General features: G+C 68.8%; 31 protein-coding genes and 1 tRNA gene. 17 read left to right on the forward strand and 15 right to left on the reverse strand.

The window, feature by feature from the left end:
* The first annotated feature begins 3 nt into the window (after positions 1-3).
* Positions 4-210, forward strand: a complete 207-nt coding sequence (locus ACFQQC_RS10090) for a hypothetical protein (protein WP_376862254.1) — start codon at positions 4-6, stop codon at positions 208-210.
* Here the strand turns inward: ACFQQC_RS10090 and ACFQQC_RS10095 are convergent.
* Positions 203-880 (reverse strand): hypothetical protein, encoded by a 678-nt coding sequence (locus ACFQQC_RS10095; RefSeq protein ID WP_376862256.1) that lies wholly within the window; start codon positions 878-880, stop codon positions 203-205. The two genes, ACFQQC_RS10090 and ACFQQC_RS10095, sit on opposite strands and share 8 nt — an antisense overlap.
* Before the next feature lie 76 nt (positions 881-956).
* Positions 957-2,366, reverse strand: a complete 1,410-nt coding sequence (cysS, locus tag ACFQQC_RS10100) for a cysteine--tRNA ligase (protein WP_376862258.1) — start codon at positions 2,364-2,366, stop codon at positions 957-959.
* Between the two features lie 141 nt (positions 2,367-2,507).
* Here cysS and folE point away from each other — a divergent pair, with 141 nt between their 5' ends.
* The 5 genes from folE (at position 2,508) to ACFQQC_RS10125 (ending at position 5,775) form a co-directional block, all read left to right on the forward strand.
* A complete protein-coding gene (gene folE / locus ACFQQC_RS10105) occupies positions 2,508-3,125 on the forward strand; it encodes a GTP cyclohydrolase I FolE (RefSeq protein WP_376862260.1) in 618 nt (205 codons plus the stop codon).
* 163 nt (positions 3,126-3,288) lie between these two features.
* On the forward strand, positions 3,289-3,723 hold the full coding sequence (locus tag ACFQQC_RS10110; RefSeq protein ID WP_376862262.1) for a biopolymer transporter ExbD: 435 nt from the start codon (positions 3,289-3,291) through the stop codon (positions 3,721-3,723).
* A gap of 223 nt (positions 3,724-3,946) precedes the next feature.
* Positions 3,947-4,678 (forward strand): 2OG-Fe(II) oxygenase, encoded by a 732-nt coding sequence (locus tag ACFQQC_RS10115; protein WP_376862264.1) that lies wholly within the window; start codon positions 3,947-3,949, stop codon positions 4,676-4,678.
* Between the two features lie 58 nt (positions 4,679-4,736).
* A complete protein-coding gene (locus tag ACFQQC_RS10120; protein ID WP_376862266.1) occupies positions 4,737-5,216 on the forward strand; it encodes a hypothetical protein in 480 nt (159 codons plus the stop codon).
* A 118-nt stretch (positions 5,217-5,334) separates the two neighbouring features.
* Entirely contained in the window at positions 5,335-5,775 is a 441-nt protein-coding gene (locus ACFQQC_RS10125; protein WP_376862268.1) for an ExbD/TolR family protein, read from the forward strand.
* 136 nt (positions 5,776-5,911) lie between these two features.
* Here ACFQQC_RS10125 and ACFQQC_RS10130 read toward each other — a convergent pair whose 3' ends face one another.
* The 4 genes from ACFQQC_RS10130 to ACFQQC_RS10145 are packed head-to-tail and all read right to left on the reverse strand — an operon-like array spanning position 5,912 to position 9,131.
* Positions 5,912-6,805: a MotE family protein gene (locus ACFQQC_RS10130; RefSeq protein WP_376862270.1), complete on the reverse strand. Its 894-nt coding sequence runs from the start codon at positions 6,803-6,805 to the stop codon at positions 5,912-5,914.
* Positions 6,806-6,834: 29 nt separating this feature from the next.
* Positions 6,835-7,416: a DUF6468 domain-containing protein gene (locus tag ACFQQC_RS10135; protein WP_376862272.1), complete on the reverse strand. Its 582-nt coding sequence runs from the start codon at positions 7,414-7,416 to the stop codon at positions 6,835-6,837.
* Entirely contained in the window at positions 7,416-8,474 is a 1,059-nt protein-coding gene (fliM, locus tag ACFQQC_RS10140; RefSeq protein WP_376862274.1) for a flagellar motor switch protein FliM, read from the reverse strand. The genes ACFQQC_RS10135 and fliM overlap by 1 nt, the downstream gene beginning before the upstream one ends.
* 3 nt (positions 8,475-8,477) lie before the next feature.
* Positions 8,478-9,131: a flagellar basal body-associated FliL family protein gene (locus ACFQQC_RS10145; protein WP_376862276.1), complete on the reverse strand. Its 654-nt coding sequence runs from the start codon at positions 9,129-9,131 to the stop codon at positions 8,478-8,480.
* 179 nt (positions 9,132-9,310) lie between these two features.
* On the opposite strand from ACFQQC_RS10145, the gene flgF reads away from it, so the two are divergent.
* From flgF to ACFQQC_RS10185, 8 genes are all read left to right on the forward strand, one after another.
* On the forward strand, positions 9,311-10,048 hold the full coding sequence (flgF, locus tag ACFQQC_RS10150) for a flagellar basal-body rod protein FlgF (protein ID WP_376862278.1): 738 nt from the start codon (positions 9,311-9,313) through the stop codon (positions 10,046-10,048).
* Positions 10,049-10,062: 14 nt separating this feature from the next.
* The gene (gene flgG, locus ACFQQC_RS10155; protein WP_376862280.1) at positions 10,063-10,851 is read left to right on the forward strand and encodes a flagellar basal-body rod protein FlgG; all 789 of its coding nucleotides are present in this window, start codon (positions 10,063-10,065) and stop codon (positions 10,849-10,851) included.
* A complete protein-coding gene (locus ACFQQC_RS10160; protein WP_376862281.1) occupies positions 10,848-11,447 on the forward strand; it encodes a flagella basal body P-ring formation protein FlgA in 600 nt (199 codons plus the stop codon). Before flgG ends, ACFQQC_RS10160 begins: the two co-directional genes overlap by 4 nt.
* Positions 11,448-11,458: 11 nt before the next feature.
* Positions 11,459-12,202: a flagellar basal body L-ring protein FlgH gene (flgH, locus tag ACFQQC_RS10165; RefSeq protein WP_376862282.1), complete on the forward strand. Its 744-nt coding sequence runs from the start codon at positions 11,459-11,461 to the stop codon at positions 12,200-12,202.
* A 279-nt stretch (positions 12,203-12,481) separates the two neighbouring features.
* On the forward strand, positions 12,482-12,946 hold the full coding sequence (locus ACFQQC_RS10170) for a hypothetical protein (protein WP_376862283.1): 465 nt from the start codon (positions 12,482-12,484) through the stop codon (positions 12,944-12,946).
* Positions 12,947-12,988: 42 nt separating this feature from the next.
* Complete coding sequence (locus ACFQQC_RS10175; protein WP_376862284.1) at positions 12,989-13,438, forward strand: hypothetical protein; 450 nt, start codon at positions 12,989-12,991, stop codon at positions 13,436-13,438.
* Between the two features lie 13 nt (positions 13,439-13,451).
* Positions 13,452-13,958: a hypothetical protein gene (locus ACFQQC_RS10180; protein ID WP_376862285.1), complete on the forward strand. Its 507-nt coding sequence runs from the start codon at positions 13,452-13,454 to the stop codon at positions 13,956-13,958.
* Between the two features lie 55 nt (positions 13,959-14,013).
* Complete coding sequence (locus tag ACFQQC_RS10185) at positions 14,014-15,813, forward strand: DUF885 domain-containing protein (RefSeq protein WP_376862286.1); 1,800 nt, start codon at positions 14,014-14,016, stop codon at positions 15,811-15,813.
* On the opposite strand, the gene ACFQQC_RS10190 is transcribed toward ACFQQC_RS10185, so the two are convergent.
* From ACFQQC_RS10190 to msrA, 3 genes are all read right to left on the reverse strand, one after another.
* On the reverse strand, positions 15,810-16,325 hold the full coding sequence (locus tag ACFQQC_RS10190) for a cytochrome C (protein WP_376862287.1): 516 nt from the start codon (positions 16,323-16,325) through the stop codon (positions 15,810-15,812). The genes ACFQQC_RS10185 and ACFQQC_RS10190 overlap by 4 nt on opposite strands.
* A gap of 92 nt (positions 16,326-16,417) precedes the next feature.
* Positions 16,418-16,762: an MmcQ/YjbR family DNA-binding protein gene (locus ACFQQC_RS10195; RefSeq protein ID WP_376862288.1), complete on the reverse strand. Its 345-nt coding sequence runs from the start codon at positions 16,760-16,762 to the stop codon at positions 16,418-16,420.
* A 2-nt stretch (positions 16,763-16,764) separates the two neighbouring features.
* Complete coding sequence (gene msrA / locus ACFQQC_RS10200) at positions 16,765-17,424, reverse strand: peptide-methionine (S)-S-oxide reductase MsrA (protein ID WP_376862289.1); 660 nt, start codon at positions 17,422-17,424, stop codon at positions 16,765-16,767.
* A gap of 132 nt (positions 17,425-17,556) precedes the next feature.
* Between msrA and ACFQQC_RS10205 the strand changes: the two genes are divergently transcribed.
* Both ACFQQC_RS10205 and ACFQQC_RS10210 read left to right on the forward strand, forming a co-directional pair.
* Positions 17,557-17,646: transfer RNA gene (locus ACFQQC_RS10205), tRNA-Ser, on the forward strand.
* A gap of 82 nt (positions 17,647-17,728) precedes the next feature.
* Positions 17,729-18,052: a hypothetical protein gene (locus ACFQQC_RS10210; RefSeq protein ID WP_376862290.1), complete on the forward strand. Its 324-nt coding sequence runs from the start codon at positions 17,729-17,731 to the stop codon at positions 18,050-18,052.
* A gap of 6 nt (positions 18,053-18,058) precedes the next feature.
* Here ACFQQC_RS10210 and ACFQQC_RS10215 read toward each other — a convergent pair whose 3' ends face one another.
* The 3 genes from ACFQQC_RS10215 to ACFQQC_RS10225 all read right to left on the reverse strand — a co-directional run bounded on the left by ACFQQC_RS10215 (position 18,059) and on the right by ACFQQC_RS10225 (position 22,050).
* Complete coding sequence (locus ACFQQC_RS10215) at positions 18,059-19,558, reverse strand: alginate export family protein (RefSeq protein WP_376862291.1); 1,500 nt, start codon at positions 19,556-19,558, stop codon at positions 18,059-18,061.
* 97 nt (positions 19,559-19,655) lie between these two features.
* The gene (locus ACFQQC_RS10220) at positions 19,656-20,855 is read right to left on the reverse strand and encodes an Nramp family divalent metal transporter (RefSeq protein WP_376862292.1); all 1,200 of its coding nucleotides are present in this window, start codon (positions 20,853-20,855) and stop codon (positions 19,656-19,658) included.
* A gap of 244 nt (positions 20,856-21,099) precedes the next feature.
* The gene (locus tag ACFQQC_RS10225) at positions 21,100-22,050 is read right to left on the reverse strand and encodes a dihydrodipicolinate synthase family protein (protein ID WP_376862293.1); all 951 of its coding nucleotides are present in this window, start codon (positions 22,048-22,050) and stop codon (positions 21,100-21,102) included.
* Positions 22,051-22,184: 134 nt separating this feature from the next.
* Here ACFQQC_RS10225 and ACFQQC_RS10230 point away from each other — a divergent pair, with 134 nt between their 5' ends.
* Entirely contained in the window at positions 22,185-23,204 is a 1,020-nt protein-coding gene (locus ACFQQC_RS10230) for a LacI family DNA-binding transcriptional regulator (protein WP_376862294.1), read from the forward strand.
* Here the strand turns inward: ACFQQC_RS10230 and ACFQQC_RS10235 are convergent.
* From ACFQQC_RS10235 to ACFQQC_RS10245, 3 genes are read right to left on the reverse strand one after another with little or no spacing between them, the layout of a single operon-like run.
* A complete protein-coding gene (locus ACFQQC_RS10235; RefSeq protein WP_376862295.1) occupies positions 23,201-23,788 on the reverse strand; it encodes a class I SAM-dependent methyltransferase in 588 nt (195 codons plus the stop codon). The two genes, ACFQQC_RS10230 and ACFQQC_RS10235, sit on opposite strands and share 4 nt — an antisense overlap.
* A 43-nt stretch (positions 23,789-23,831) precedes the next feature.
* Positions 23,832-24,932, reverse strand: a complete 1,101-nt coding sequence (locus ACFQQC_RS10240; RefSeq protein ID WP_376862673.1) for a glycosyltransferase family 4 protein — start codon at positions 24,930-24,932, stop codon at positions 23,832-23,834.
* Positions 24,823-25,866 (reverse strand): hypothetical protein, encoded by a 1,044-nt coding sequence (locus ACFQQC_RS10245; protein WP_376862296.1) that lies wholly within the window; start codon positions 25,864-25,866, stop codon positions 24,823-24,825. Before ACFQQC_RS10245 ends, ACFQQC_RS10240 begins: the two co-directional genes overlap by 110 nt.
* Positions 25,867-26,141: the final 275 nt, after the last annotated feature.

Here is a 26,141-nt window from a genome sequence, read left to right on the forward strand (position 1 = left end):
ACGATGACGACTCAATCCGAGCCCCATACGACCCGCGAGGACTGCGATCCGGAGACCCCGCACGCCAAGCGCGCCCGCCCGATCAAGGGCAAGCCGGACCAGCTGGAAAAGGCGCTCGATTCCGAGGACCGGCAGGAGGCGCTGGTCGACGAGGGCGTCGAGGAGACCTTCCCGGCCAGTGATCCGGTCAGCGTGAAGCGGATTACTTGATCACCTTCACCGGTCCCCGGACGCCGGGCTCGCGCCGCGTGAAGGTCGAGGCGGGGGTGCAGGTGCTGAACCAGCCGATCCCACCGTCCTCATAGTCAAGCGTGGCAACCTCCTGCGCGAAGACCGGCTCCCCCTGCACATGAGGCCAGCCGCCCCGGACGGCTTCGAGGCGATCCAGCACGCGCCGGTCACTGGGACGGAAGGCGGCGATGCCGGTCGGCGCATTCCGGAACAGATGGTCGGTCCGCAGGATGGTGATGGTTCCCGGACGCAGGTTGTAGACCGGCGCGCCCTGCGGGCCGAGACAGGCCCGCGCCTCCCGGATTCCGTCGGTGGTCCACAGGGCGATCACCGCATAGTCGCCCGCCGGAACTTCACGGAAAGTGAGCCAGATGGTCTCGTTCTGCTCGTTGTTGACCCGATCCCCGAACAGGGCCGAGCCGTTGAAGGTGATGTCCCGCCCGACCCAGCGGCCGCCCGCCATGTCGACCTGACGGAGATCGGCGCTCGAGGCGTAGTGCGACGGCGGGCTGGCCACGACCAGGAAGGCCGTCGGCGAGTCCGCCGTGAAACGGGTCTCCCGATCCATCGACGCGGAAACGCAGGCGCTGGCCGTGAGAGCAAGCACAAGGATGCAGGCGGCGCGAGCCGCACGGAAAAAGGCTGACATTGAAAATCCCCCGACGACCGCAGGCGGTCATCCAAGGGCTAGCCGGAGCGCGTTGCGGATGCAACCGGCGGAAGCGTCAGCCCTTCACCCGCCAGGTCGCGCCGGTGGGGCCGTCCATGACCACGACGTTGAGCGCATTCAGGCGGTCGCGGATGCGGTCGGCCTCGGGCCAGTCCTTTGCGGCGCGGGCGGCGGCGCGTTGCTCCAGCAGGGCCTCGACCTCGGTGCGGAGATCGTCGGAAACCTCGCCTTCCAGCCAGCCCGCCGGATCGTTCTGGAGCACGCCCAGGACGGCGGCGCAGGCCAGAAGCTGGCCCTTGGCGGCGGCGACGGCGGCGTGGTCGCCGGCGGTCATGCCGCGCTCGATCTCGCTGGACAGGGCGAACAGGGCGGCGAAGGCGCCGGGGGTGTTCAGGTCATCCTCGATGGCCTTGAGGAAGTCGGCCGGCAGATCATCCGGCCCGGCCTCGACGGCGGCGGCGCGGTGCAGGGCGCCATAGAGGCGATCCAGCGACTTGCGGCTCTGTTCCAGCAGACCCTCGTTCCAGTCCAGCGGCTGGCGATAGTGGGCCGAGAGCAGCGACCAGCGGATCACCTCGCCCGGCAGTTTCTCCAGCAGGGCGTGGGGCAGCAGGATGTTGCCCAGCGACTTGGACATCTTCTCGCCGTCCAGCGTCAGGAAGCCGTTGTGCATCCAGTAGCGGGCGTATTCGGCGTGGGCGTCCTCGCCATGGGCGTGACCGTGGGCGCAGACGCCCTGGGCGATCTCGTTCTCATGGTGCGGGAAGACCAGGTCGATGCCGCCGCCGTGGATGTCGATCGGCAGGCCGAGGTTGGCCTCGATCATGGCCGAGCATTCGATGTGCCAGCCGGGACGGCCGTCGCCCCAGGGCGAGGGCCAGGACGGCTCGTTTTCCTTCGACGGCTTCCACAAGACGAAGTCGTGCGGGTTCTTCTTGTAGGGGGCCACCTCGACGCGGGCGCCGGCAATCATGTCGTCCAGATTGCGGCCCGACAGCCTGCCGTAGGTCTCGTAGGACGAGACGTCGAACAGGACGTGGCCCTCGGCGGCGTAGGCGCAGCCGTGGTCGATGATCGCCTGGATCTGGGCGACGATGGCGTCCATGTGATCGGTGACGTGCGGGGCGAGGTCCGGCGGCGAGACGTTCAGACGCCCCATGTCCTCCAGATAGGCGGCCTCGTAGCGGGCGGTGATCTCGCTGATCGGCACGCCTTCCTTGAAGGCCTTGGCGTTGATCTTGTCGTCCACGTCGGTGACGTTGCGGGCGTAGATCACCTTGTCGGCCCCGTAGGTCCGGCGCAGCAGGCGGACGAGGACGTCGAAGACGACAGGCGGGCGGGCGTTGCCGATATGGGCGAAGTCATAGACCGTCGGGCCACAGACGTAGAGCGTCACCCGGTTCTCGTCTCGCGGCGTGAACACGCGCTTTTCGCGGTGCAGGGTGTCGTGGATCGTCAGCGGCATGAGAAAGTCTTCAGCGGGTTTTCTTGCGGGACGGAGGCTCCGTCCCATATAGCGGCCTCATAGTCGGTACGCGCCGACCACCAAAGCACGGAATATGTGGAATACTACATATTCCGCCTTCGCCCCGTCTGGATTGAGTTCATGAGCGTCAGCCCCGTCACCCCTGCCCTCGTCGGCGACAATGATCAGGTGGAACGCCCGTCGCGCGAGGAGGCCCTGAAGGCCGTCCGCACCCTGCTGGCCTGGGCCGGCGACAATCCGGACCGTCCCGGCCTGATCGACACGCCGCGCCGCGTGGTGGACGCCTATGGTGAATGGTTCGACGGCTATGACGCCGACGCCTCCAAGGAGCTGGGCCGTATCTTCGAGGACGTGCAGGGCTATGAGGACATGGTCCTGCTGCGCGACATCGAGGTGGAGAGCCACTGCGAGCACCACATGGCCCCGTTCATCGGCAAGGCCTATGTCGCCTATATCCCGAACGAGAAGGTGGTCGGCATCTCGAAGCTGGCCCGCGTGGTCGAGATCTATTCCCGCCGCCTGCAGACGCAGGAAGTGCTGACCAACCAGATCGCCGACGCCATCGAATCAAGCCTGGCGCCGCAGGGCGTGGCGATTCTGATCGACGCCGAGCATCAGTGCATGACGACGCGCGGCGTCCACCATCGCCACGTTTCGACCATCACCACCCGCTTCACTGGCGCCTTCAAGACCGACGCGGCGCTGAAGGACCGGTTCCTCAAGCTCGCGAAGGGCTGACCGGGTTCGCCTGAAGAGCGTATTCGGGGCGTAAAGCGGCGCCCGGGAACCTCTGTGACGTCGAAGCCGCTTTACAAGCCGGTTTCGGGACGCCAAGACACGAACCGAAGCTTTCAGTGACGCTCGCCGCGGAATGCGCCGGGCCTGATGGAGACACCCACCGATGGGCGCCAAACTTTCCGGTCCCGGCAGCAAGGCCGGCACGATCGAGCAGAATTCCGAGATCAACGTCACGCCGTTCGTCGACATCATGCTGGTGCTGCTGATCATCTTCATGGTCGCGGCCCCGATGGCCACCGTTTCGATCCGCCTCGACCTGCCGCCGGCGGTTCCGCCGCCCCCGGGCACCCCGAAGAAGGACCCGGTCTACATCTCGATCCAGGAAGGCGGCGACCTGTACATCGCGGAACGCCCGACCACGATCGCGACCCTGCCGCAGGACGTCTGCGCCGCCCTGGAAGCCCAGCCCTGCCAGGAAGAGCGCGTGTTCGTCCGCGCCCAGGCCGAAGTGACCTACAACCAGTTCATGGAAGTGATGAACACCCTGCAGGCCAACGGCTTCTTCAAGGTCGGCCTGCTGAACGAAGACATCGAATAGGCTTTTCGCCGGTTCGCACGGATCAGGGCCGCTTCCTCCGGGAGGCGGCCCTTTTTCATGGCTGCAGCCGCCCGCGCCGCCCCATCAGCACCACAGTTCAGCCCTACTCCGCCCGCGGTGAAGCCACGCTTCGCAGGATCGGCCATGCGTCGGATTTCCAAAGTTTAACTTGCAGAGCCGCCCCCAGGATCGCCTTTGGGCGCGCTCATCATCCGAGGCGTTCTTGGCCGGCCCTGCCCCCCTCCTTCTCAACCCGGCGCACCGTCCCGCGGCCTACAGCCCTGTCTTCAAGGGAAACGGACGGCTGCATATCCCCGGCATCCTGACCCCGGCGTCGGCCCAGGGCCTTCACGACCGCCTGCAGGGCGCCGAGGACTGGACCCGCTCGATCCACGTCCGCGAGGGCGAGGACCTGGACATCAGCGTGAAGGATCTGGAGGCGCTGTCGCCGCAGGAGCGGGCGGAGCTGGAGCGGTCGCTGGCCGAATCGAGCACAGACAGCCTGCAGTACATCTTCGACACCCTGCGCATCTCGGCCGAACTGCGGGCCGGGCGCGCGATGCCCGCCGCCCTGTCGGCAGTCCACGACTTCATCAACGGTCCCGCCTTCCTCGACTTCGTGGCCAAGGTGACCGGAGACGACCGGCTGGCCTTCGCCGACGTCATGGCGACCCGCTACCTGCCGGGCCATTTCCTGACGGCCCACGGGGACGAGAACCCGAACGAGCGGCGTCTGTACGCCTATGTGCTGAACCTCACCCCCGTCTGGCGGGCGGACTGGGGCGGCGTGCTGATGTTCCTGGACGACGACGGCCATGTGGCCGAGGGCTATATCCCCGCCTTCAACGCCCTGAACCTGTTCTCCGTACCCCAGACCCACGCCGTTTCGATGGTGACCCGTCTGGCCCGGACCCCGCGCCTGTCGATCACCGGCTGGATCCACGCCGCGGGCTGAAACAGCGGCAATTATGACAATCTTGCGGCGCAGCATTACAGCGTCGTAAGGTCTCCGTATGGGGACGATTGATCTGGACAGGGACAATGCGGTCAGGCCGCGCCGGCGGTCGCCGCACGAGGGTGCGCCGCCGCCGCCGTTGCCGGGCGCCGAGGTCGACTGGCGCGATCAGGCGGCGTTCTCCGAGGCCGTCCCCACCCCCGAAATCCTCGCCTTCGCCGAAGCCCTGCTGCGGCAGGAGGGACTGGCGCCGGAGGGCGCGCCCGTGCTGCTGCGCCACCGCCCCGGCGACCGGGGCCTGCCCGCCGATCAAGGCCAGGGGCTGCGCTTCGCGCTGGACCTGACGGGATCCCGCAGCAGCCTGCTGGGCGGCGCGCTGGTCTTCTTCGACGACACGGGCCGGGGCGCGGGCTGGCGGGCGGAGACCGGCGCCCTGACCGTGTGGAGCGGTCCGGACCCGGACCTGACCGAGCTGGTTCCCGGCGCGCCCGAGCGGCTGACCCTGATCGGCCGGGCGCGCGAACTGGTCGATCACTGAACGGCGCGCCCTGCCCGCCGCAATTCAGCGCTCCTTCCGGCCCTGAAACCGCCCGCTGCATCCCGCCAGCTTGGCCTTGCCGACGCAATGGCGCGCCGGCTGACAGGGAGGATTGGCTATGGGTGCAAGGGTTTCAGGTCCCGCCGGACAGGGTGAGGCCACGGTCGAGCAGAACGCCGAGATCAACGTCACGCCGTTCGTCGACATCATGCTGGTGCTGCTGATCATCTTCATGGTCGCGGCGCCGATCGCGACGGTGTCGCTGAAGCTGGATCTACCGCCGCCCAAGGCGCCGCCCGTTGGCGAGAAGCCGAAGGAGCCGGTCTATGTGAGCGTGCAGGAGGACGGGAAGCTGTTCCTGGCCGACCGCGAGACCAGCATGGACCGTCTGGCGTCCGACGTCTGCGCCGCCACGGGCCGGGGCGCGGAATGCCACGCCGAACGGGTCTTCATCCGCGCCCAGCCGGAGGTCCGCTACGACCGCTTCATGGCGGTGATGAACGGCCTGAAGAGCAACGGCTTCGACAAGGTCGGCCTGCTGAACGAGGATATCGAGTAGGGCCATTCCTCCCCCGTTGGGGGAGGTGGCGCGGCGCGGCTTCGCGCCGTGACGGAGGGGTGATGGCGGCTGCCGCTGACACCCCTCCACCATCCTTCGGATGGTCCCCCTCCCCCGTCGGGGGAGGAACTATTCCCTACTGCACCGACTGGCGCGGCTGGTTCGGGGTCGCGGCGGCCGGGGCGGCGGGCTGGTAGGGACGTTCGCCGGTGGCCTCGGGGGCCGGGGTGCGGGCAGGCGTGCGCGCGGGTGCAGCGGGGCGGCGAGCCGGCGGACGCTGGGCGGCGGGACGCGGCGCGGGCGGCTGGGCGGCCGGCGCGGCGGCTGCAGGCTGGGGCGTCGGAACGGCGGCGGCCGGAGCAGCGGCGGCCTCGGGCGCCGGCGTGTCATTGGCGGCGCGCGCGGCGCGGGCGGCCAGTTCCTGCTGGGCGGCGAAGCGGCGGGCCAGCTTCTCGGTCAGCTCACGGGCGGCGGCCGGCTCCATCTGGGCCATGACAGCGGCCAGGGTGCGCGGGCGCATGGCGGCGGCGACCGGCAGACGGACATCATCATCGAGCGTGGCGAAGACGCGGGCGGCCTCGCGCGGACGCATGGCCGAATAGACGGCGACCAGACGGTCGTTCTCGGCCTTCTGCTTCTCGTCGACCTGACCCAGCATGGCGGCGACCTCACGCTTCACGGCCTCGAGGGCCTGAACGCGGGCGTCCAGCTTCTGCTCGGCGGCGGTCAGCAGGGGCAGCATGGAGGCCATGTCGGTGTCGCGGGCGTCCAGCTCGGCCCGGCGCGACGACAGCGACTGGATGATGCGCAGCTCGGCGGGGGAGATGCCGGCCTGCTGGGCCAGTTGCTCGGGCGACAGGGCGCAGACGGCGGCGGGGGCCGCGGCAGAAGCGGCAGGCGTCGCGGCGGCTTCCTCGGCCCAGGCCTTGGCGCCCTCGAACAGGCCCGGCGCGACGCCGATGGCGCGGATGACCACCACGCCGCCAATGGCGACGGCGATCAGGGGCAGAAGGCGCGGGATCCTGGCCATGGTGAGCTACTCGGGTCGGTGAAGAGGGGTCAGGCGGCGAAGATGTCGTCGTCCAGATTGCGCCGCGCCTGGTTGAGGCTTTGCTTCGCAGACTGGTTAGCGGCCCCGTGCCGGGTCATGGCGCCGAGGATGGCGTGGACATTGCCGGCGGCGGCCGAGGGGCGGGCCGGAGCGGCCATGCCCTGGATGCGTTCGGCCAGCGCCTGCATGCGGGCGGCCCGGGCGTCGTCCTCGGAGACCGGGGCGGCGACCGGGGCGGGCCGGGGCGCCGGAGCGGCGGCGCGAATCTCCGGACGGGCCTCCGTGCGGGGCTCGACCGAACGCGCCGGGACATATTCGCCGCCGCGGGCGATCAGGGTCTCGAGCTGGGTCTTGACCTCACGGGCCTTGATGATGCGGTCGTGCAGGAGGTCGGTTTCCTGACCGGAGGCGCGCAGGGAGGCCAGGGCGGCCTCGGCGCGACCGGCGGCGGCGTTCAGCTCGGTCACCGCCGAGGCGAAGGCCTGCTGCCCCGCGCGCAGGGCGCTGAGCTTGCGCTCCAGCCGCACGCCGTAGCCCAGGGCCGCGACCAGCAGCAGCATCAGGATGCCGTCCAGAATCATGCCGGTCATCAGCGTTTTCCCTTCACCAGACTGGAGGCGGCCTCGACATTCACCGGGGCCTCGACCCGCACGGCGATGTGCTGGCCCTTGCGGCCCATCTTGCCGACGGTCAGCGGAATGGACCCGGCCCGCACAGAGATCGGCGAGTCCGGATTGACGTTCAGCATCAGGGTGTCGCCGACCTTGAAGTCGAGCACCTGCGACAGCGGCAGCTGCTGCTCGTCCAGCACGGCGCGGACCTCGGTCTCCGTGGTCCAGAGCTCGGTGGCCAGGTGGCCTTCCCAGATGTTGTCGCGGCCGAACTTCTCACCCATGAACTGCTGCAGCAGCATCTTCCGGATGGGTTCGAGCGTGGCGTAGGGCAGCAGCAGCTCGATGCGGCCGCCGCGGTCTTCCATGTCGATGCGCAGCTTGACCAGGATCGCCGCGTTCGCGGGACGCGCGATGGCGGCGAAGCGCGGGTTGGTCTCCAGCCGGTCCAGGTTGAAGTGAACCGGGGTCAGGGGCTCGAAGGCGGCGCGGGCGTCGGCCAGCACGACCTCGACCATCCGCTGGACCAGAACCCGCTCGATGGTGGTGTAGGGCCGGCCCTCGATGCGCAGGGCGGCGGTGCCCCGGCGGCCGCCCAGCAGCACGTCGACGATCGAATAGATCAGGTTCGAATCGACCGTCAGCATCCCGTAGTTGTCGAGCTCCTCGGCGCGGAAGACCGCGAGGATGGCCGGCAGGGGGATGGAGTTCAGATAGTCGCCGAAGCGGATCGAGGAGATGTTGTCGAGGCTGACCTCGACGTTGTCCGAGGTGAAGTTGCGCAGGGACGTCGTCATCAGCCGCACGAGGCGGTCGAAGACGATCTCGAGCATCGGCAGACGCTCGTAGGAGACCAGAGCCGAGTTGATGATCGCCCGGATGCCCGAACGCTCGTTGCCGTCGTCGTCGCCCAGATCGAAGCCCAGCAGGCTGTCGATCTCGTCCTGGTTCAGGACGCGTTCGGTCGCGATGGGACGCTCGTCGGCCAGCGGCTCGGCGAACGGATCATTCTCATCGGCGAAGGCGGCGTCCGTCATGGGCTACTGCACCAGCATTTCTTCGATCAGGACGGCGTCGACCTTGCCCGGCGCGGCGACCAGATTGACGCGGCGCAGGATCTCGGCGCGCAGTTGGAAGCTGCCGGCGGATCCGGCCAGATCCTCGGGGCGCAGTTCGCGCAGGAAGCCCTGGAACATGTCGTTCAGGCGCGGCATCTCACCCTGGAGCTTGTAGGCCACCTCGGGGTCCTGCATCTCGAGCGTCAGCTTGAGCTTCATGTTGGACGGGCGACCGTTCTCGGCCTGGATGTTCACCAGCAGGTCCGGGAGGGTGAAGAAGGTGACGCCATCGGGGCCTTCGCTGATCACGCCGAGCGCGGGGTTGGCCTCGCCTTCCGCGCCGCCGCCGTGATCGCCGCCCTTCTTCTCGGACTTCTTGCCGTGGTCGCCGCCCTTTTTCTCGCCGTGGTCGCCGGCGGCCTCGCCATGCTCGCCCTCGGCGGCGGCGGGCTTGGGCTGCATCAGCATGAAGGCGGCCGCGCCGCCTCCGCCGAGCAGGACGACGGCGGCGGGGATGATGATGAACAGCAGGGGAATTTTCTTCTTGGCGGGCGCGCCCTCGCCTTCACCGCCCTCGCCGTCCGTGACGGCGGGCAGGTTGGCGTCCGCGTCCTTCTTCTTGCCCAGCTTCAGCATGCGCCCCGCGCCCCGAGAATCTCAGGCTCCAAAATCGACCTGTTTTGGTTAACGAGCCGTTTACGATCGGCAAATCCTGCCGGGTGCCAAATGCAGCTTTGCCGCTGAAACCCCCACCACGACTGAATTAACCCTGTTGGCACGACCGTTGCGACGGCGAAGGGCGAAAGGAGCCGCCCGTGGAAAACGCCGCCTATGTTGGACTGTCCCGCCAGATGACGCTTCGGCGCGAGCTGGACATCGTCGCCAACAACATCGCCAACGCGGACACGACCGGCTTCAAGGTCGAGCAGCTGATGGTCGGCGAGGAAGTCGGCGAGCGGGCCCGCAACGCCTTCGTGCGTCCCGGCGTCAGCTTCGTGCTGGACAACGGCGTGGGCCGCGACTTCGGCCAGGGTGCGCTGTCGCAAACCGGCCGCTCGCTGGACTTCGCCATCGAGGGCGAAGGCGCCTTCTTCACCGTGCAGGACGGCGCCGGCCAGGCCTACACCCGTGACGGCGGCTTCACCCTGGACCCGACCGGCCGCCTGACCACCAAACAGGGCAAGGCGGTGCTGGGCGACGGCGGCGAGATCATCGTGGACCCGCAGCGCGGCCCGATCTCGGTCGGCGCCGACGGCACCATCAGCCAGGAGGACGAGGTCGTCGGCCGCCTGACGGTCGTTCGCTTCGACAGCCTGGGCGCGCTCGAGAAGAGCGGCGACGGCCTGTACCGCAACGCCTCCAACGCCGCGGCCATGGAAGCCACCGACGCCCGGGTGCGTCAGGGGATGCTGGAAGGCTCCAACGTCAATTCGATCCTCGAGATCACCAACCTGATCGAGATCCAGCGCGCCTACGAGAGCGTGACCCGGATGATCGAGAACACCACCGACCTGTCCCGTCGCTCCGTCGAGCGTCTGGGCCGGGCTTCGTAAGGGAGGACTGAGACATGCGCGCACTCAGAACCGCAGCTTCGGGCATGGAAGCCCAGCAGCTGAACGTGGAGGTCATCTCCAACAACATCGCGAACATGAACACCATTGGCTACAAGCGCCAACGGGCAGAGTTCCAGGATCTCCTCTACCACAACCTGGAACGCATGGGCGCGCAGTCCTCGACCCAGGGCACGGTCGTCCCGACCGGCATCCAGATCGGCGCCGGTGTGAAGGCCGGCGCGGTCTATCGCATCACCGAACAGGGCACGCCGCAACTGACCGGCGGCCGGTATGACATGGCCATCGACGGTCAGGGCTATTTCCAGATCCTGATGCCGTCGGGCGAGACCGCCTACACCCGCGCCGGCAATTTCTCGATCAATGGCGAAGGCCAGCTGGTCACCGACGACGGCTATGCGGTGCAGCCGAACATCAACATCCCGCAGGACACGGTCGACGTTCAGATCTCCAAGTCCGGCCAGGTGCAGGTCTTCACGGACGGCAATACCGCCCCGCAGGTGGTCGGGCAGCTGGAGCTGGCGACCTTCTTCAACGAGGCGGGCCTGGAAGCCATCGGCGACAACCTGCTGCTGGAGACGGCGGCGTCGGGCCCGGCCAACGTCGGAGCCCCCGGCGAGATCGGCTACGGCGACATCCTTCACAAGTTCACCGAGTCCTCGAACGTCGACGCGGTGTCGGAAATCTCGGCCCTGATCATCGCCCAGCGGGCCTATGAGATGAACTCCAAGGTCATCACCACCGCCGACCAGATGCTGTCGGTCAGCGCGCAGGTGAAGTCGTGAAGTCCCTGATCCTGGCCGCCGTCAGCGCCCTGACGCTGGCGCTCGCGGGGCCTGCCCTCGCCGGCCCGGTGACGCTGAAGGCCAATCCGGTGGACTCCGACGGCCAGGTCACCCTGGGCGACATCTTCGACGGCGCGGACGGCGCGGCCAATGTGGTCGTCGGTCGTCGCGCCGGCCCCTCGATCGTGTTCGAGGCCGGCCAGCTGCAGAGCCTGGCGCGTCAGGCGGGACTGCACTGGGCAAATCCGACCGGGTTGCGCCGCGTCGTCGTGCGCGACGCCGGCATGGCGCCGGGCGGAGCCGCCTCCGCCGCGCCCGCGATGGTCGCTCCGGCCGGTTACGCCGCCCCCGCTCGCGCCGTTCCGGGCCAGCGGGTGATCAGCCGCAACGACATGGTCGAAGTGATCTACGAGACCGGCGGCGTCCGCCTGACCATCACCGGCCGGGCCGAGGGCAATGCCGCGGAAGGCCAGCCGCTGGCGGTCCGCAACCTGCAATCCAACCGCGTCATCGACACCGTGGCCACCGGGCCCGGCCGGGCCATCGCCGGTCCCGCCGCCCAGAACGCCCGCACCCAACAGTTCGCCGCCCGATAGGGGAAAGTCCCATGCGTAAAGCCGTGATCCTGACCGCCGCCGCCCTGTCCGCCCTGTCGCTGGGCGCCTGTTCGACCGCCATCGAGGCCGTGCGCGGCCCCGACCTGTCGGCCATCAACTACCCGGCGGCCATGGTGCCCGCCCATCAGGTCTATCTGCCCTCGGCCGAGCAGCAGCGCGCCGACCGCGCCGCCAGCGCCAACAGCCTGTGGCGCACGGGCGCCCGCACCTTCTTCGGGGACCAGCGCGCCCGCCGCGTCGGCGACATCCTGACGGTCAACATTGACATCGACGACCGCGCCCAGACCAACAACTCGACCAACCGCAGCCGCACCAACTCGGCCTCGGGCGGGGTGACCAACTTCTTCGGGCTGGAAAGCAGCATCGGCCGGGCCTTCCCGGGCGGCTTCGACCCGGCCAACATGGTCGGCATGGAGGGCGAGTCCAACGCCTCGGGCAACGGTTCGGTGAACCGGGCCGAGAAGGTCAGCCTGACCATCGCCGCCGTGGTGTCGGACGTGCTGCCCAACGGCAACCTGATCATCCAGGGTCGGCAGGAAGTGCGCACCAACCGCGAAGTGCGCGAACTGACCGTCGCCGGCATCGTGCGCCCCGAGGACATCTCGGCCGCCAACACGATCAACCACACCCAGATCGCCGAGGCCCGCATCAGCTACGGCGGCCGTGGCGACATCAGCCGCATGCAGGCCACCCCGGCCGCCCAGTCGCTGGTGGAGCGGTTCTCGCCGTTCTGATCGGCCGGTGGCGGGTGGCGGCCAACCGGCTCTGACGGGGGCCGGAAAGTGGCTAGTGGCTAGTGATTAGTGGGTGGCGGTTGAACGACCGGTTCCCGGTCGATCTCCGCACCGGGCCACATCGAACCGCTAGTCACTAGCCACTAGCCACTAGCCACTTTCCGAGCTGCAGCCCCCGCCCGCCTGGGCTCCTGCGCCAATTTCGTCAGCCAGCGTTCAGCTGAGCCGTGAACTCTTAACGGACATCAACGTTTGCCGATCAGAGGTGAGTGTTTGTCCATGTTGAAGTTCGCCATCCCCGCCGTCGCCGCCCTGGGCTTGATCGCCTTCGCCGCGCAGTCCAGCGCCACCAATGTGGAGGCCGGGCAGCCGGGCATGGGCTGGCATCTCAGCAATGAGGGCGCCATGGCCAAGCTGGCCTATGGCGTCGAGAATTCGGACCAGCTGGCGCTGATGATGACCTGCGAGCCCGGTCGCGCGCAGGCGATCGTCTATGGCGACGTCCAGCCCGCCAGCCCCCGCCTGATGCGCGCCTCCCTGACCGAGGCGGCCATCGACCCGATGACCGGCGGGATGGAGGACGAGGCCCGTATCTCCCTGCGTGACCCGACCATGCAGGCCATGGCCCGCACGGGCCGACTGACCGTCGAGGGCGAGGCCGGACAGTTCCAGCTGACGGCGACCGCCGCGGAGCGGGCGCTGATTGATCGCTTCTTCGCCTATTGCGGAACCGATCACGTCTGACCACGTCTTAGGGTCGGAAACAATTCAGCGGGGGCTGAACCCATGATCGCCATCCTGGCCGCCGCCGCGGCCCTCGCCCTGTGGCCGCAGAATGCGGCGCCGGCGCCGTCCGAGGCCGCCTGGACCTGGACCCTGTACAGCGACGACACGCCCGTGGTGCTGGCCAATGAGGTGCCGGACACCGCCAACCTGCGCTCGACGCTGGAGTGCGAGCCCGGCAGCAATGTCGCACGGCTGACCGTCTATGGCGGGGAGCAGGCGACGCCCGGCATGGCGCGGATCACGGCCGGAAGCGCCGCCGCCGTCGCCGAGGCCCAGGCCGGGCGGGGCGGCAGCCTGAAGCTGGCCCTGCGCACCGATCACCCGGTCTTTGCCGCCTTCGCCGCCGGCGGCCCGCTGGGCGTGGCTGTGGGTGACCAGCGCAGAACCGTCGAGGTGCCCGCCGCCCATCTTGCCAAGCTGCGCCGGTTCGCGGAACTTTGCTCCGGCTGATCCGGAGGTTTCCATGCGCGCCCCTGCCCTGCTCGTGCTGTCCAGCCTGACACTGGCTCTGGCGGCGTGCGGCACGACCTCCCAGCCGGGCATGGGCCTGACCGTCGCCGCGTCAGGCTCGCCCGCGCCGGTGGACGGCTATGACTGGTTCTTCCATCAGGACGGCGACGCGGCGCTGCTGGCCTACGGGCTGGAAGAAAGCGATGATCTGCGGATCGGCATGGAATGCGGGAAGAACACCGGGCGACTGGCGTTGAGCGCCCTGGCCCCTGAAGGCGCCGACGCCGAGTTTCATCTGGAATCAGGCGGCGACACCGAGCGTTACCCGGCCCTGTCCGAGCCTTCGGAGCTGAATGACGGCCTGTTCCTGACCGCCGAGGCCAAGGCCGGCGACCCTGTCTTCCAGCGTTTCCGCCGCGTCGGCTGGCTGGCGCTGTGGCAAGGCGGAGAGCGGCACGCCTACGCGCCCCAGCCGGGCTCGGGCGACCGGGTCGAACGGTTCTTCGCCTTCTGCGGTTGACGTAAAGGCTCCGCTCCGGTGCAGTCCGCCCCCGGATCCGGGAGGGAGCCCCCAAATGAAGAAGACCATTCTCGCCGCCTCGGCCGCGGCCCTGCTGGCCGTCTGCGCCGCGCCCGTCGCCCTGGCGCAGACGCCGACGCCGACGCCGGTCGTTCGGCATGCGGAGGACGCGGCGCTGGCGCGTATCCTGACCGACTATGAGGCCTATCTGCGGTCGGTCGATCCGATCACGGCCGGGATGGAGGGCGACCGGACCGCGCAGGGCCGGCTGCCCGACGCCTCCCGCGCCTTCGAGGTCGCGCAGGAGCCGGTGCTGAAGGGATTCGCCGACCGGCTGGCGGCGCTGGACGCGGCGACGCTGACGCCGGACGACCGGTTGAACCACGCCTTCCTGACCTATGTCATCCAGCGCGCGCGGGATCGCATCCCGCTGGACACCGGCCGCATCGACGCCTTCAGCTCCGAGGGCGGGCCGGGCCAGACGGCGGGCTATCTGGCGGCGGTGACGCGGATCACCAATGCGCAGGACGCCGAGCTCTACATCGCCCGGCTGGAAGGCCTGCCGCGCTTCTACAGCGACCAGAGGGCGGCGGCGCAGCGGGGACTGGAGAGCGGACTGGTCCAGCCCCGCTCCATCGTCGAGAACGCCCTGACCCTGATCGACCCGGAGGCGGCGCTGACGCCGGAGGCCGATCCGCTGCTGAAGCCGTTCGCCGCCCTGCCCGCCTCGATCCCGGCCGAGCAGCAGGCGGCCCTGACCGCCCGCGCCCGGGCCGTGGTCGCCGACCGCATCATGCCCGAGCGGCGGGAGTGGGCGCGCTTCCTGCGTGAGGACTATCTGCCCCGCGCGCCCGAGACCCTGGGCCTGGCGCACCGACCCGGCGGGCGTGAGCTCTACGCCTTCCTGGTGCGTGGCTACACCACCACCGACATGACCCCGGACGAGGTGCACCAGCTGGGTCTGCAGGAGGTGGCGCGCATCCGGGCGCGGATGGACACCGAGATGCGGGCCGCGGGCTGGACCGGCGATTTCGCCAGCTTCCTGAACTTCCTGCGCACCGATCCGCAGTTCTACGCCACCAGCCGGGAGCAGCTGCTGGAGAAGGCCTCGGAGATGGCCAAGCGGTCGGACGACGGCCTGCCTGCCCTGTTCGGCACCCTGCCGCGCACCCCGTACGGCGTGCGTCCCGTGCCGCTGGAGATCGAGGCCAACTACACCACCGGCCGCTACTTCCCCGGCTCGATGGAGAACGGCATCGCCGGCGGCTACATGGTCAACACCGGCAAGCTGGACCAGCGCCCGCTGTACGAACTGCCGGCCCTGACCCTGCATGAGGCGGTGCCCGGCCACCACCTGCAGATCGCCCTGCAGCAGGAGGCCGAGGAAGGCCCCTATTTCCGCCGCAGCGTGGATGTGACCGCCTTCGTTGAGGGCTGGGGCCTGTACGCCGAGTTCCTGGGCGAGGAGATGAATTTCTACCGCACGCCCTATGAGCGGTTTGGTCGCCTCAGCTACGAGATGTGGCGCGCCTGCCGTCTGGTGGCGGACACCGGGATTCACTGGCTGGGCTGGGACATCGAACAGGCCCGCGCCTGCTTCCGCGACAACTCGGCCCTGGCCCCGCACAACATCGAGACCGAGCTGCAGCGCTACATCGGCTGGCCGGGTCAGGCGACGGCCTACAAGGTGGGTGAGATTCGCCTGCGCGCCATCCGAACGCGGGCGGAGACGGAGCTGGGCGACCGCTTCGACGTGCGCCGCTTCCACGACGCCCTGCTGGTCGACGGCCCGCTGCCGATGGCCCTGCTGGACGAGCGGATGGATCGCTGGATCGCCGGGGAGAAGGCGCGCTAGGCCCCCGGCATCACCGGCGTCATGTTTTCATAGGGGGTGGTCGGGATCTGTCCGGGCGGCAACGCCGTCGGCGCCGGTTCGCCCGCCAGCGGCAGGGATTTGATGTAGCGGTAGATCGCCCGCTTGTCGGCGTCGTTCATGGCGCGGACGCTGGGCCAGGGCATGGGCGGCAGGGCCTCGCGGGTGTTCAGCATCTCGACCCAGTCGTCCTCGCTCATTCCGGCCACGGTCAGGCGCAGGTTATGAGGATAGCTGGTGCCCCACGGGCCATGGAAACCCATGCCGGTCCCCGTCAGCCACTCGCTTTCCGGCACGTTGCCGCCGCTCTGGGGATAGCCCCGCGTATGGCAGTCATTGCAGCCCCCGGTGAGAACCAGATAGCGGCCCGCCTCGATATCGGTGGCGGCGATCACCCGCGGCCCCTCGGCGACGGCGGCCGTCTCCGGCGCGGGCTGGCAGGCGGCGAGGCCAAGGGCGCAGGCCGCGAGAAGCGCAGTGTGTCTGATGAGCATGATGTGTCTCCCCCGAGAGGCGAAGGAGACCACCGCTTTGCGATTTCGACAAATTCAAAAATCGTCGTTTCGCGAAAGGGTGCGTGAGCGGCCTAGCCCAGCCCCAGCTCCGCCCGCTGCTTCCGCGTCAGCTTCGCCGCGACGATCGAATGGGCGATGGCGAAATGGTCGGCCAGTTCGTCGTCGGGCCAGGCGGCAGGATCGGGCAGGTTCACCCATTTGGCGCGGGCCAGATAGGGCGCCGGGCGGGCGCGGCCCTCCTCCGTCAGCACCTCATAGGCGATGTCGGAGACCTTGAAGGACACCCCGCCCTCGCCGCCGACCATGACGAACATCTTGCCGCCGATGCGATAGGCGTCGTGGTCGTCGCCGAACGGGTGGTCCAGCGTGGCCCCGGGCAGGGCCAGGCAGACCTTGCCTATCCCTGCCCTGTCCATGGTCAGACGGCCTCGGGGGCCGAAACGCCGATGCCGATCGGGCAGACCACGCCGGTGCCGCCGATGCCGCAGTAGCCGGCCGGGTTCTTGGCCAGATAGCCCTGATGGTAGTCCTCGGCGAAATAGTAGGGCCCGGCCTCGGTGATCTCAGTGGTGATCTGACCGCGCCCGGCCTTGTCGAGGGCGGCCTGATAGGCGTCGCGCGAGGCCTCGGCCTCGGCTTTCTGCGCATCATTCAGATAATAGATGGCCGAACGGTAGGTGGTGCCGATGTCATTGCCCTGACGCATGCCCTGGGTCGGGTCGTGGTTTTCCCAGAAGGCCTTCAGCAGTTCGCCGTAGCTGATCTCCGCCGGATTGAAGACGACCTTGACCACCTCGGTATGGCCGGTGAGGCCGGTGCAGGTCTCCTCATAGGTCGGATTGGGCGTGAGGCCGCCGGTGTAGCCGACCGAGGTCACCCAGACGCCCGGCAGCTGCCAGAAGATGCGCTCGACGCCCCAGAAACAGCCCATGCCGAAAATGGCGGTCTGGAAGCCCTCCGGATACGGCCCTTTCAGCGGGCGACCGGTGACGAAATGGACCTCGTCGGTGTGCAGGGGCGTGTCTCGGCCCGGCAGGGCGGCGGCGGCGGTGGGCAGGGTGGTCTTCTGCGAGAGCATGGGAGAACTCCGGACAAATCGTTCTTCGCCCATATGGGGCCTAAACAGGCGCTTGCCGAGGGGGTCTGACTGTTCTAATCAGCGCCCCTCGCCGGATGGACCGTCCGGCGCTCTACGACGCGTCGTGGAAACGGACAGGTGGCGGAGTGGTCGATCGCGCACGCTTGGAAAGCGTGTGTACGTGAAAGCGTACCGAGGGTTCGAATCCCTCTCTGTCCGCCACCGCCCCCCTTCGCCCGCCGTTGAAGCGTCCCGACCGGGGCGTGTGCGTTGAAGTGGGCGAGCCTCATATACGGAGCCCCCGATGCCGCAGGCCGATCTCTATTACTCCGCTGACCAGACCCTGGCGCCGGTCGAGACCCTGCAGGCGATCCAGACGGTGATCGGCGACTTCGACACGGCTTCGGGCGTATGCAAGGGCCGGGCGCATCGAGTCGCCGACTTCCTGCACAGCCATGTCTTCCTGAGCCTGTCCATGCTGCCCAAGCCGCATCGGGACGAGGCGTTCGCGCGCGAGCTGGGCGCGCGGCTGGCCGAGGCGCTGAAGGGCGTGGCCGGCGCGGACTGCACGATCAATGTGCAGATCCGCTTTGACCTGATCCACTACACCACCGTCCAGCCGCGCTGATCGGGCTTAGAACCGCAGGTTCACCCAGGCGGTCAGATAGTCCGAGTTCGTATAGCCGGCGTCGCGCAGCACCTCGCCGGCGGCCAGATGTTCGTAGCGGCCCAGCAGGCTGACGCGAGGCGACAGGTTGTGCACGACCTGGAAGCGCCAGACCTCGCCCACGCGCGTGCCGTCCACGGCTTCCGTGCCCGCATAGGGCAGGTCGGTGGCGCGATAGACGGCGTCACGCTCGGACGCGCGCCAGGTCAGCTGGACCTCGCCGGTGACGGCGGTCTTGCCGCGCCGGACGGTGACGCCCGGCACCACGGCGATCATGTTCACCGGGTTGAAGACGTTCTGGTAGCTGTAGAAGATCGGCACGCCCATCGGCGTCACGGCGTTGCGGATGGTCCCGCCGTCATAGGCGCCGCCGCCCGAGCCGTAGTCGACCCGCAGGCTCACGCGCGGGGCGTTCGCCCCCTCGCCCACCGCCATGCTCTGGTTGGTGAAGACGTTCAGCGCCTCGATGTCGCGACCGCCGAAGTCGCCGGTCTGATGGGCGACGGACCAGTCCATCTGGACCGGACCAGCCTGTCCCCACAGGCGGGCGCCGACATAGTTGCGTTCCTCGTGTGCGGTGACCGGGCCCCAGCGGCGGGCGTCCATGGTCTGGCGCCAGATGAAGGGATCGAAGAAGAGGCGCGAACCGGCGACCCAGTCGGACGGAACGCGGGTGCTGAGGTTCACCCCGCTGAAGCGACGGCCCTTGTCGCTGCGATCGTCGGAGGCGTCGCCGGTCCCGAACAGGGTCGGGCGCAGATCAAAGGCGTCGGCGCGCCAGTTCTGGCCGCGAACCCAGGCCCTTACGCCGTTGTGGGGCATCAGGATGGTCGCGCCGTTGCGGGTGCTGACCAGATAGGGCGAGCCGTCGAGGAAGAACTGGCGACCGTAGCGGGCGCCGACCTCATAGCCGCCGATCTCGCCCATGACATCGACGAAGGCCTGGGTGACGGCGAGGTCGTTGCGGATGGCCCCGACCGGACTGCCGTAGTTGTCGCCGCCGGCGTTGCCGTGGGCGACCTCGCCGAAGAAGCGCAGGTGACGACCGACGCGCAGGTCCGCGCCGCCGACGAGGCGCAGGGTGTCGAGGCGCTGGTCCGGCCGGTCCTGCAGGCCCGGGCTGGTGGTCAGGGCGGTGCGGGCGCGCATCTCGCCGGACAGGCTGAGCCAGACGTCGCCGTCATCGGACAGGGGGATGTATTTCAGCCGGTCCCAGACGTCCTTGCGGCGTTCGGGATCGCGCAGGGCGGACCAGTCCTCGGCCCAGCGCGCCTCGCCATAGCCGCCGATGACGGGGCCGACGCCGATGGCGTTGCGGGGATAGGGCTGGGGCTCGGCGGTGGCGGGGGCTTCCTGCGCGAGGGCCGGAGCGCCGATGGCCATGAGGGCCGGGATCGTCAGACAGGAAAGGGAATGGGCGAGGCTGCGCCCACGGCGCAGGGCGCGCCGGTCGGTGTGAACCGTCATGGGGGTCTCCTTCGGGGGTCTGTGCGTTGCGCCCTCCCCGCCGGTCGTCACGATCCGGCGGGGAACTCCGGGGAGGAGCGGGGCGCGGGGGGTCGCGTCAGCGCGCGACCACACCCGTCAGGGTCAGGACCAGCAGGATGCTGGTGGCGAAGATCGAGATCAGGCCAAGGCCGCCGAAGACGTTCTGCCACCACTTGTTGCGCAGGGCGCCGAGCAGCTTGTTGTTGGCCATCAGGACCAGCAGCACGCCGAGCAGCGGGGCGACCAGAACCGTCATGGCCTGGGCCAGGATGATCAGCTGGACCCGCGAACCCGGCGCGAAGGCGACGACCAGCAGGCCGAAGGTCAGGACGCAGCCGACCAGCAGCTTGGTGCGCACATCGTCGAACGATCCGCCCCAGCCGAGGCCGTCGGACAGCAGGGTGCCGCCCGCGGTGGCGTTGGCCAGCATCGAGGAGAAGGCGGCGGCGAAGAAGCCGGTGACGAAGACGTAGTAGCCGACCTGTCCGGCGAGCGGCTCGAACACCCCGGCGAGCTGCGGCAGGGTCTCCACGCGCTGGCCGGTGTGACCCAGCACGGCGGCGGCGACCATGATGACCAGCGCCGTCATGATGCCCGGCGCCACAATGCCCGGGATGGTGTCGCCGACAGTGGTGTCGGCGTACTGGTCCGCGCGCACCTTGCGGGCCTTGGTGGCGTAGCTGGTGAAGAAGGCCGCGTTGATCGAGAAATTGGTGCCGACGAGCGCCACGATCAGAAGTTCGGCGCCCGGCGGGAAGCTGGGCAGGCTGCCGGCCAGGCTGGCGGCCCAGTCCGGGCGGGCCATGAAGGCGCTGGCGATGAAGCCCAGTGACATGAGGATCACCAGACAGAGCAGCACCCGCTCGATGGTCTTGTAGACGTTGCGGACCAACAGGATGAAGGCGACCGCCAGGGTGACGGCCAGGGTCCACAGGATCGCATTGCCGCCGAACAGCATCGACAGGGCCAGGCCGGAACCGGCTGCGTTGCCGACCGAGAAGCACAGGGTGATGAAGAAGACCCCGAAGCCGGCCAGGACGCCCACGGGTTTGCCGAGGGTGTGCTTGATCGTGCCGATCATCGAATAGGGCGAGGCGATGCCGACCCGCACGCTCATGTCGGTGAAAAAGATCATCAGGATGGTCGAGACGATGATCACCCAGATCAGGGCATAACCGAAGGCGCTGCCGGCCTCGATGGCCGAGGCCAGGTTGCCCGGGCCGAACTGCCAGGCGCCGGCGATGAAGGCGGGCCCTGCGAGGGCGAGCTTGCTCAAGAACGACCGCTTCGGGATCGTTGTCGTAGCGGGGACGGGCTTGGCTGCGTCCACGGCGTCACGGTGCGACATGACATTCCTTTCGGGCGCGTCGGTCCCCCGACCGACGACGCCTGGCTGTTTCTTCCCTTGCACCGTGACTCTTCTGAGGGGCCATCGATGCGGTGATACGCGTTTCAGGGCCGGTGCGGCACCTCCCTGAATGCGGAAGGTCCCCGCGCCTTTCGACGCGGGGACATCCGGATTATTCGGCGGCGATCGCCGAGGCCGAGACCGGACCGATGCCGGCGGCGTCGAAGGCGGCGAAGATTTCCTTCTCGGCGGCTTCGCCCAGGTTCTTGAGCGGCTCGCGGATGGTGGCGTGGTCGAGCACACCGCGCTTCACGAGGCCCAGCTTCAGGGCGACGGTGCCCTCCATGTGCGAACCGCGGTGATAGACGGCCTTGGTCACCGGCAGCAGCTGCTCGAAGATGCGGCGGGCTTCCGGATAGTCCTGCGCCTTGCCGGCCTCGATCAGCTTGACCAGCAGTTCCGGCGCGATGTTGCCGTAGCCGACCAGCAGGCCGTCAACGTCGAACATGGTCGGCAGCAGCCATTCGTCATGGCACGACAGGACCTGCAGCTCGGGCGCAGCCTTCTTCAGCTCGGGAATCTCGGTGTACCAGCGCTTCATGTTGCGCACGCCGTTCTTGGTGGCGACGACGCCGTCCTGCGTGGCGATGTCGATCTGGGTCTGCAGATCGTAGGAAGCCTTGGTGGCGTCCGGGTACTGGAACAGGATGCATTCAAGGCCGGACTCTTGCCAGATCGCCTTGTAGCGGTCCTGCGGGGCGCCCTTCTGGAAGCCGAAACGCAGCCAGCCGTGGTTCGGATAGACCAGGGCGCCGGTGGCGCCGGCGGCCTTCGAGGCCTTGGCTTCCTCGGCGGCGACCTTGGTGCCTTCGCCGGTGATGCCGGCGATGATCGGCACGGCGCCGTCCACGGCCTCGGCATAGGTTTCGATCAGCTTCAGGCGCTCTTCAACGGTCAGGAAGGTGCCCTCGCCGGCGTGGCCGAGGATGACCAGACTCTTCACGCCCTCGATCGACACTAGCCATTTGGCCAGCTGGGCGTTGGCGGCGTAGTCGACCTCGCCATCACGGGTGAAGACGGTGACCGGAGCCGGGCTGAGGCCGCGCAGATCCATGACGCTCATGGGGAAATCCTCTCTGGAGTTTCTTATGGGCATCACTGAATGGGAACGATGCCGGGAACGTTCCCACTTTACATTCGACTCAAGGGGCGTCAAGCCCGGCGTCGAGATGTCGCGCAGGGAGCGCCGGGCGAACGATGACGGACACCAGGGGGGACAACGGTCGCGTGACCATCCTCGACATCGCGCGGGCGACCGGCGTGTCGAAGAGCAGCGTCTCCCGCTTCCTGGACGAGCGCGCCCGTCCCTCGAACAGCGAGACGGCGCAGCTGGTGCGGCGGGTTGCGGCCGAGCTGGGCTATGTCCGCGACGTGTCGGCGGCCAATCTGCGCCGGGGCTCGACCGGGATGATCGGCGTCATCGTGCCGCGCCTGACCGACACTGTCATGGCCATGCTCTATGAGGCCCTGGCGAAGGCGGCCGGACGGCATCAACGCTTCACCATCGTGGCCACCACGGACGATGATCCGGCCGCAAACCAGCGGGCCGTGGACATGCTGCTGGCCCGGGGCGTGGACGGTCTGGTGCTGGCGACGGCGCGAATCGGCGACGGCTTCGCCGAGCGGCTGGCGGCCCACGGCGTGCGCTTCGTGCTGGCCCTGCGGACGGATGACATTCACCCCTCCTCCGTCGGCGACGACCGGCTGGGAGGCTTTCTGGCGACCCGACATCTGATCGACCTGGGGCACAGGCGGATCGGCCTGATCGCCGGACCGGCGGACGCCTCGAACGCCGTCGGCCGCGTCGAGGGCTATCGGCAGGCGATGGCCGAGGCCGGGATCGAGGTCCGGCCCGAATGGGTCGTGCCCTCGACCTTCGGCCTGGAGGGCGGACACCGGGCCGCGCGCCAGCTGATCGCCCTGTCGGAGCGGCCGACCGCCATCTTCGCCGTCAATGACAACACCGCCATCGGCGCGGTGTCGGCCCTGACCCAGGCCGGACTGAACGTACCGGGCGAGGTGTCCGTGGTCGGCTACAATGACATCCCGATCGTCAGCCACCTGCCGACGCCGCTGACCACCGTCCGCATCCCGTTCGATCAGGTGGCGGCAAGGGCGCTGGAGCTGCTGATCGAGGGGCCGGACACGCATGGCGATCCGATCTCGCGAGCGGCGCCGACCCTGATCCCCCGCAAGTCGACGGCGCGACCGGCCTAGCGGCGGATCAGGCTGTCATAGACGTGGGTGACGGCGTCGAAGCGGACGCGGGCGGGCTGGCCCGCGTGGTCGGCGGCGACGAACCACTCGTCAGGCAGGCCGGCGGCGACAGGATCGGCGATCTTGTCGTTGTTCCAGCCCAGCAGCAGCCGCCCGCCGGGGCGCAGGATGGCGGCCATGGCGGCGAAGGCGCGGCGCTGGGCCTCGACCTCATCGACGCCGAAACCGAGAACGCCATTGCAGATCACAGCATCGAAGGTGAGGTCGGGGAAGACCTGATCGATCTCGCACAGGTCGCCGGTGCGGTGACGGCCCTCTCGGCCCCAGCGCGCGGCGGCCGGGTCGATGTCCGTGGTCCAGACCTCGGCGCCCTGCGTCTCCAGGGCGGCGTAGTCGGTGGCGGTATAGGCGCGGCAGCCGACCCACAGGATGCGCCCGCCATCCGCCGCGAAGGCCGGGATGTAGGCCTCGGCCAGCAGCTTGCGGTCCGGCAGGTCGCGGATCGACTTCGTCTTCGCCACAGCCCGCCGGGCGGCGGCTTCCTTGCCGAAGAAGAGGTTGGTCAGAAAGGTGCGTCCGCCCATGGCGTGCCTCGATCAAACATGGGTGAAACCGGCGACCGGCCGATCATGCGGGGGAGCGGGTCGGTTGGCCAGAGACAGAGCCGACGCTGCGTTGGTCCAGCAGTCGTGCGCGAAGATCGTCCAGTTGGCCGGTCCGGACGACGGGGCTGTGGATGGCGATGACGTGCGCCTGGCCCGCGCGGGCCATCGACAGGCGAAGGGCGGGATCCTCGACCAGCCGCAGCATGGCCTCGGCCAGACCGGGCGCCTCGGGCGGATCGACGTAGAGCGCATGGTCGCCGCTGGCCTCGCGCAGGCCGCCGCGGCCGGACGACACCAGGGCCGCGCCCCCGGCATGGGCCTCCAGCGCGGTCAGCCCCAGCGCCTCGGCCACCCGCGAGGGGGTGACGGCGATGGCGGCGCGGCGGGTCAGTTCGATGACCTTGGCGATGGGGGCCGAGCGGTGCACCTGAACGCGATCGCCGAAACGGTCCAGCGCCCGGACATGAGGCGCGGCCCAGGCCTCGTGCTTCTCCCAGTCGCCCAGCATCAGGGCGCCGCGCCAGTCGGGATGACGATCCAGCACCGTGGCCAGCGCCGCGCAGAAGGCGTCCAGCCCCTTCTCCTGCATGGCCCGGCCGACGAACAGGATCAGCGGATCGCGATCCTCGACGTCACCCCGCCAGTCCTCGACGTCGATGGGATTGCAGACCGCCGAGACCGAACCGCCGAAGCGGGGGTAGTCAGCGCGAAACTCCTCGGTGGCGGCCTCGCTGACGAACAGCAGATGGTCGAACGCCCGCAGGCGCGCGCGGTAGCGGAAGCGCTCGAACGGATTGCCCGGCGGCTTGATGCGGGTGTGGCGATACAGGACGTGGATCGGACCGGGCAGCCCGCTGGCCAGCTCGGCGGCGGGGCCCAGTTGCTGATGGTACTCGACGATATCCGGGCCGAAGTCGCGCAACAGGGCGGCGACCGCGCGGGTGCGGGCGTTCTTGCCCAGACCGGCGGGCACGGTCACGAGCCCCGGCAGGGCCGGATCCAACGCACCGGCGTCACAGATGATTCGAATGTCGTCTCTGTAGCGGCTGCGCGCGTTCAGGACCGCGGCGACCGTCTCCATGGAGTTGGTGCGCCCCCGCTCCATCAAACTGCCCCGAGGCATGACGACGGCGATCTTCATTTCTGGCGGAGCTCCTGCTCGGGCCGTTCAACCCGAACAGGCGCCGCAGCTTGTACTGTGCCTTGATCCGACCCTCAAACGGCGAATGCGTCAGGCTTTTCACGTCGACGCAGGTGATGTTTCCAAAGCCCGACAGGGTGTGCAGCCCGTCCGTATAACCGTCCAGAACGCCGTCCGGTTCGAACCGGCGCACCTCGGTGGCGGCGAAGCGGTCGGGGGTCAGTTCATCGATGCGCAGCAGACGAACGCGTCGGCCGTAGCCCTCGGCGCAGTCCTGAACCGGCAGGTGCAGGACGCCGTCCTGTTCAAAGGCCGAACCGCCCGGACGCGAGCCCCTGGGGCAGGCGCGCACCGGGTTGCCGGCATGGGGCGTCCAGGGGCCGGTCAGGCTGTCGGCCCAGGCGATGTGAAGTTCGCGCATGGCGCGGTCCTGGTCGCCCGGCAGGGCGTAGAACATCCACCAGCGCCCGCCGGAGCGGACCACGGTGGCGTCGATGGCGGGGACGTCCATCAGACGATGCGCCGGCTCCCACTGGTCGGGGAAGCGGACGCAGCGATACAGGGTGAGACCGCCGCTCTTGTAGCCTTCCGGCAGCATATAGAGTTCGCCGCCGTCCTCGATCAGGCTGGGGTAGGACAGGTGGAAGGCCTCGGCGAGGGCCACGCCCTGCCCGATCACGGCATTGTCGGCGTCGTACTGGACGTAATGGATCTCGCCGCGCCGGACGCGGTAGTCGAAGGCCTCGACGAAGACCGTCAGCACGCCGTCCCGCTCGATGCCGAACGGATCGGCGGAGTACTGGAACGAGCGCTGCCCTTCCGGCAGCCAGACGATGTCCGCCGCCTTCAGGCCGCCCGGTTCGAGAATGTGGGAAAGCGGCTTGCGAACGAAGCCCGAGCGCCAGAGGTCAAACATGCGCGATCCGCGCAGCGAGCGGTCGCTCGCCCGAACAGGCCGATCCGAATGCCGAAGCCTTCATCGCACTACCCTCCTGATGCAGACCGCCCGACCCCGATCAGGAACCGGAGCCGGGCGTGAGGTCGCGCGCATGTGGGGGACTGCACGCTCTCTTCGGGTAAGACGGCGCCCTCGGGCGCTTGCCTCAAAAGAATCTGCGCGGCATGACGGACGGACCTGCTTCGGGGGAGGCAGGAGGCCCGGCGCATCCGGGATCGCGGGGTCGGGAGGGC

Origin of the sequence: Brevundimonas sp. GCM10030266 (assembly GCF_042666595.1) — a bacterium.
Classification (GTDB): domain Bacteria; phylum Pseudomonadota; class Alphaproteobacteria; order Caulobacterales; family Caulobacteraceae; genus Brevundimonas.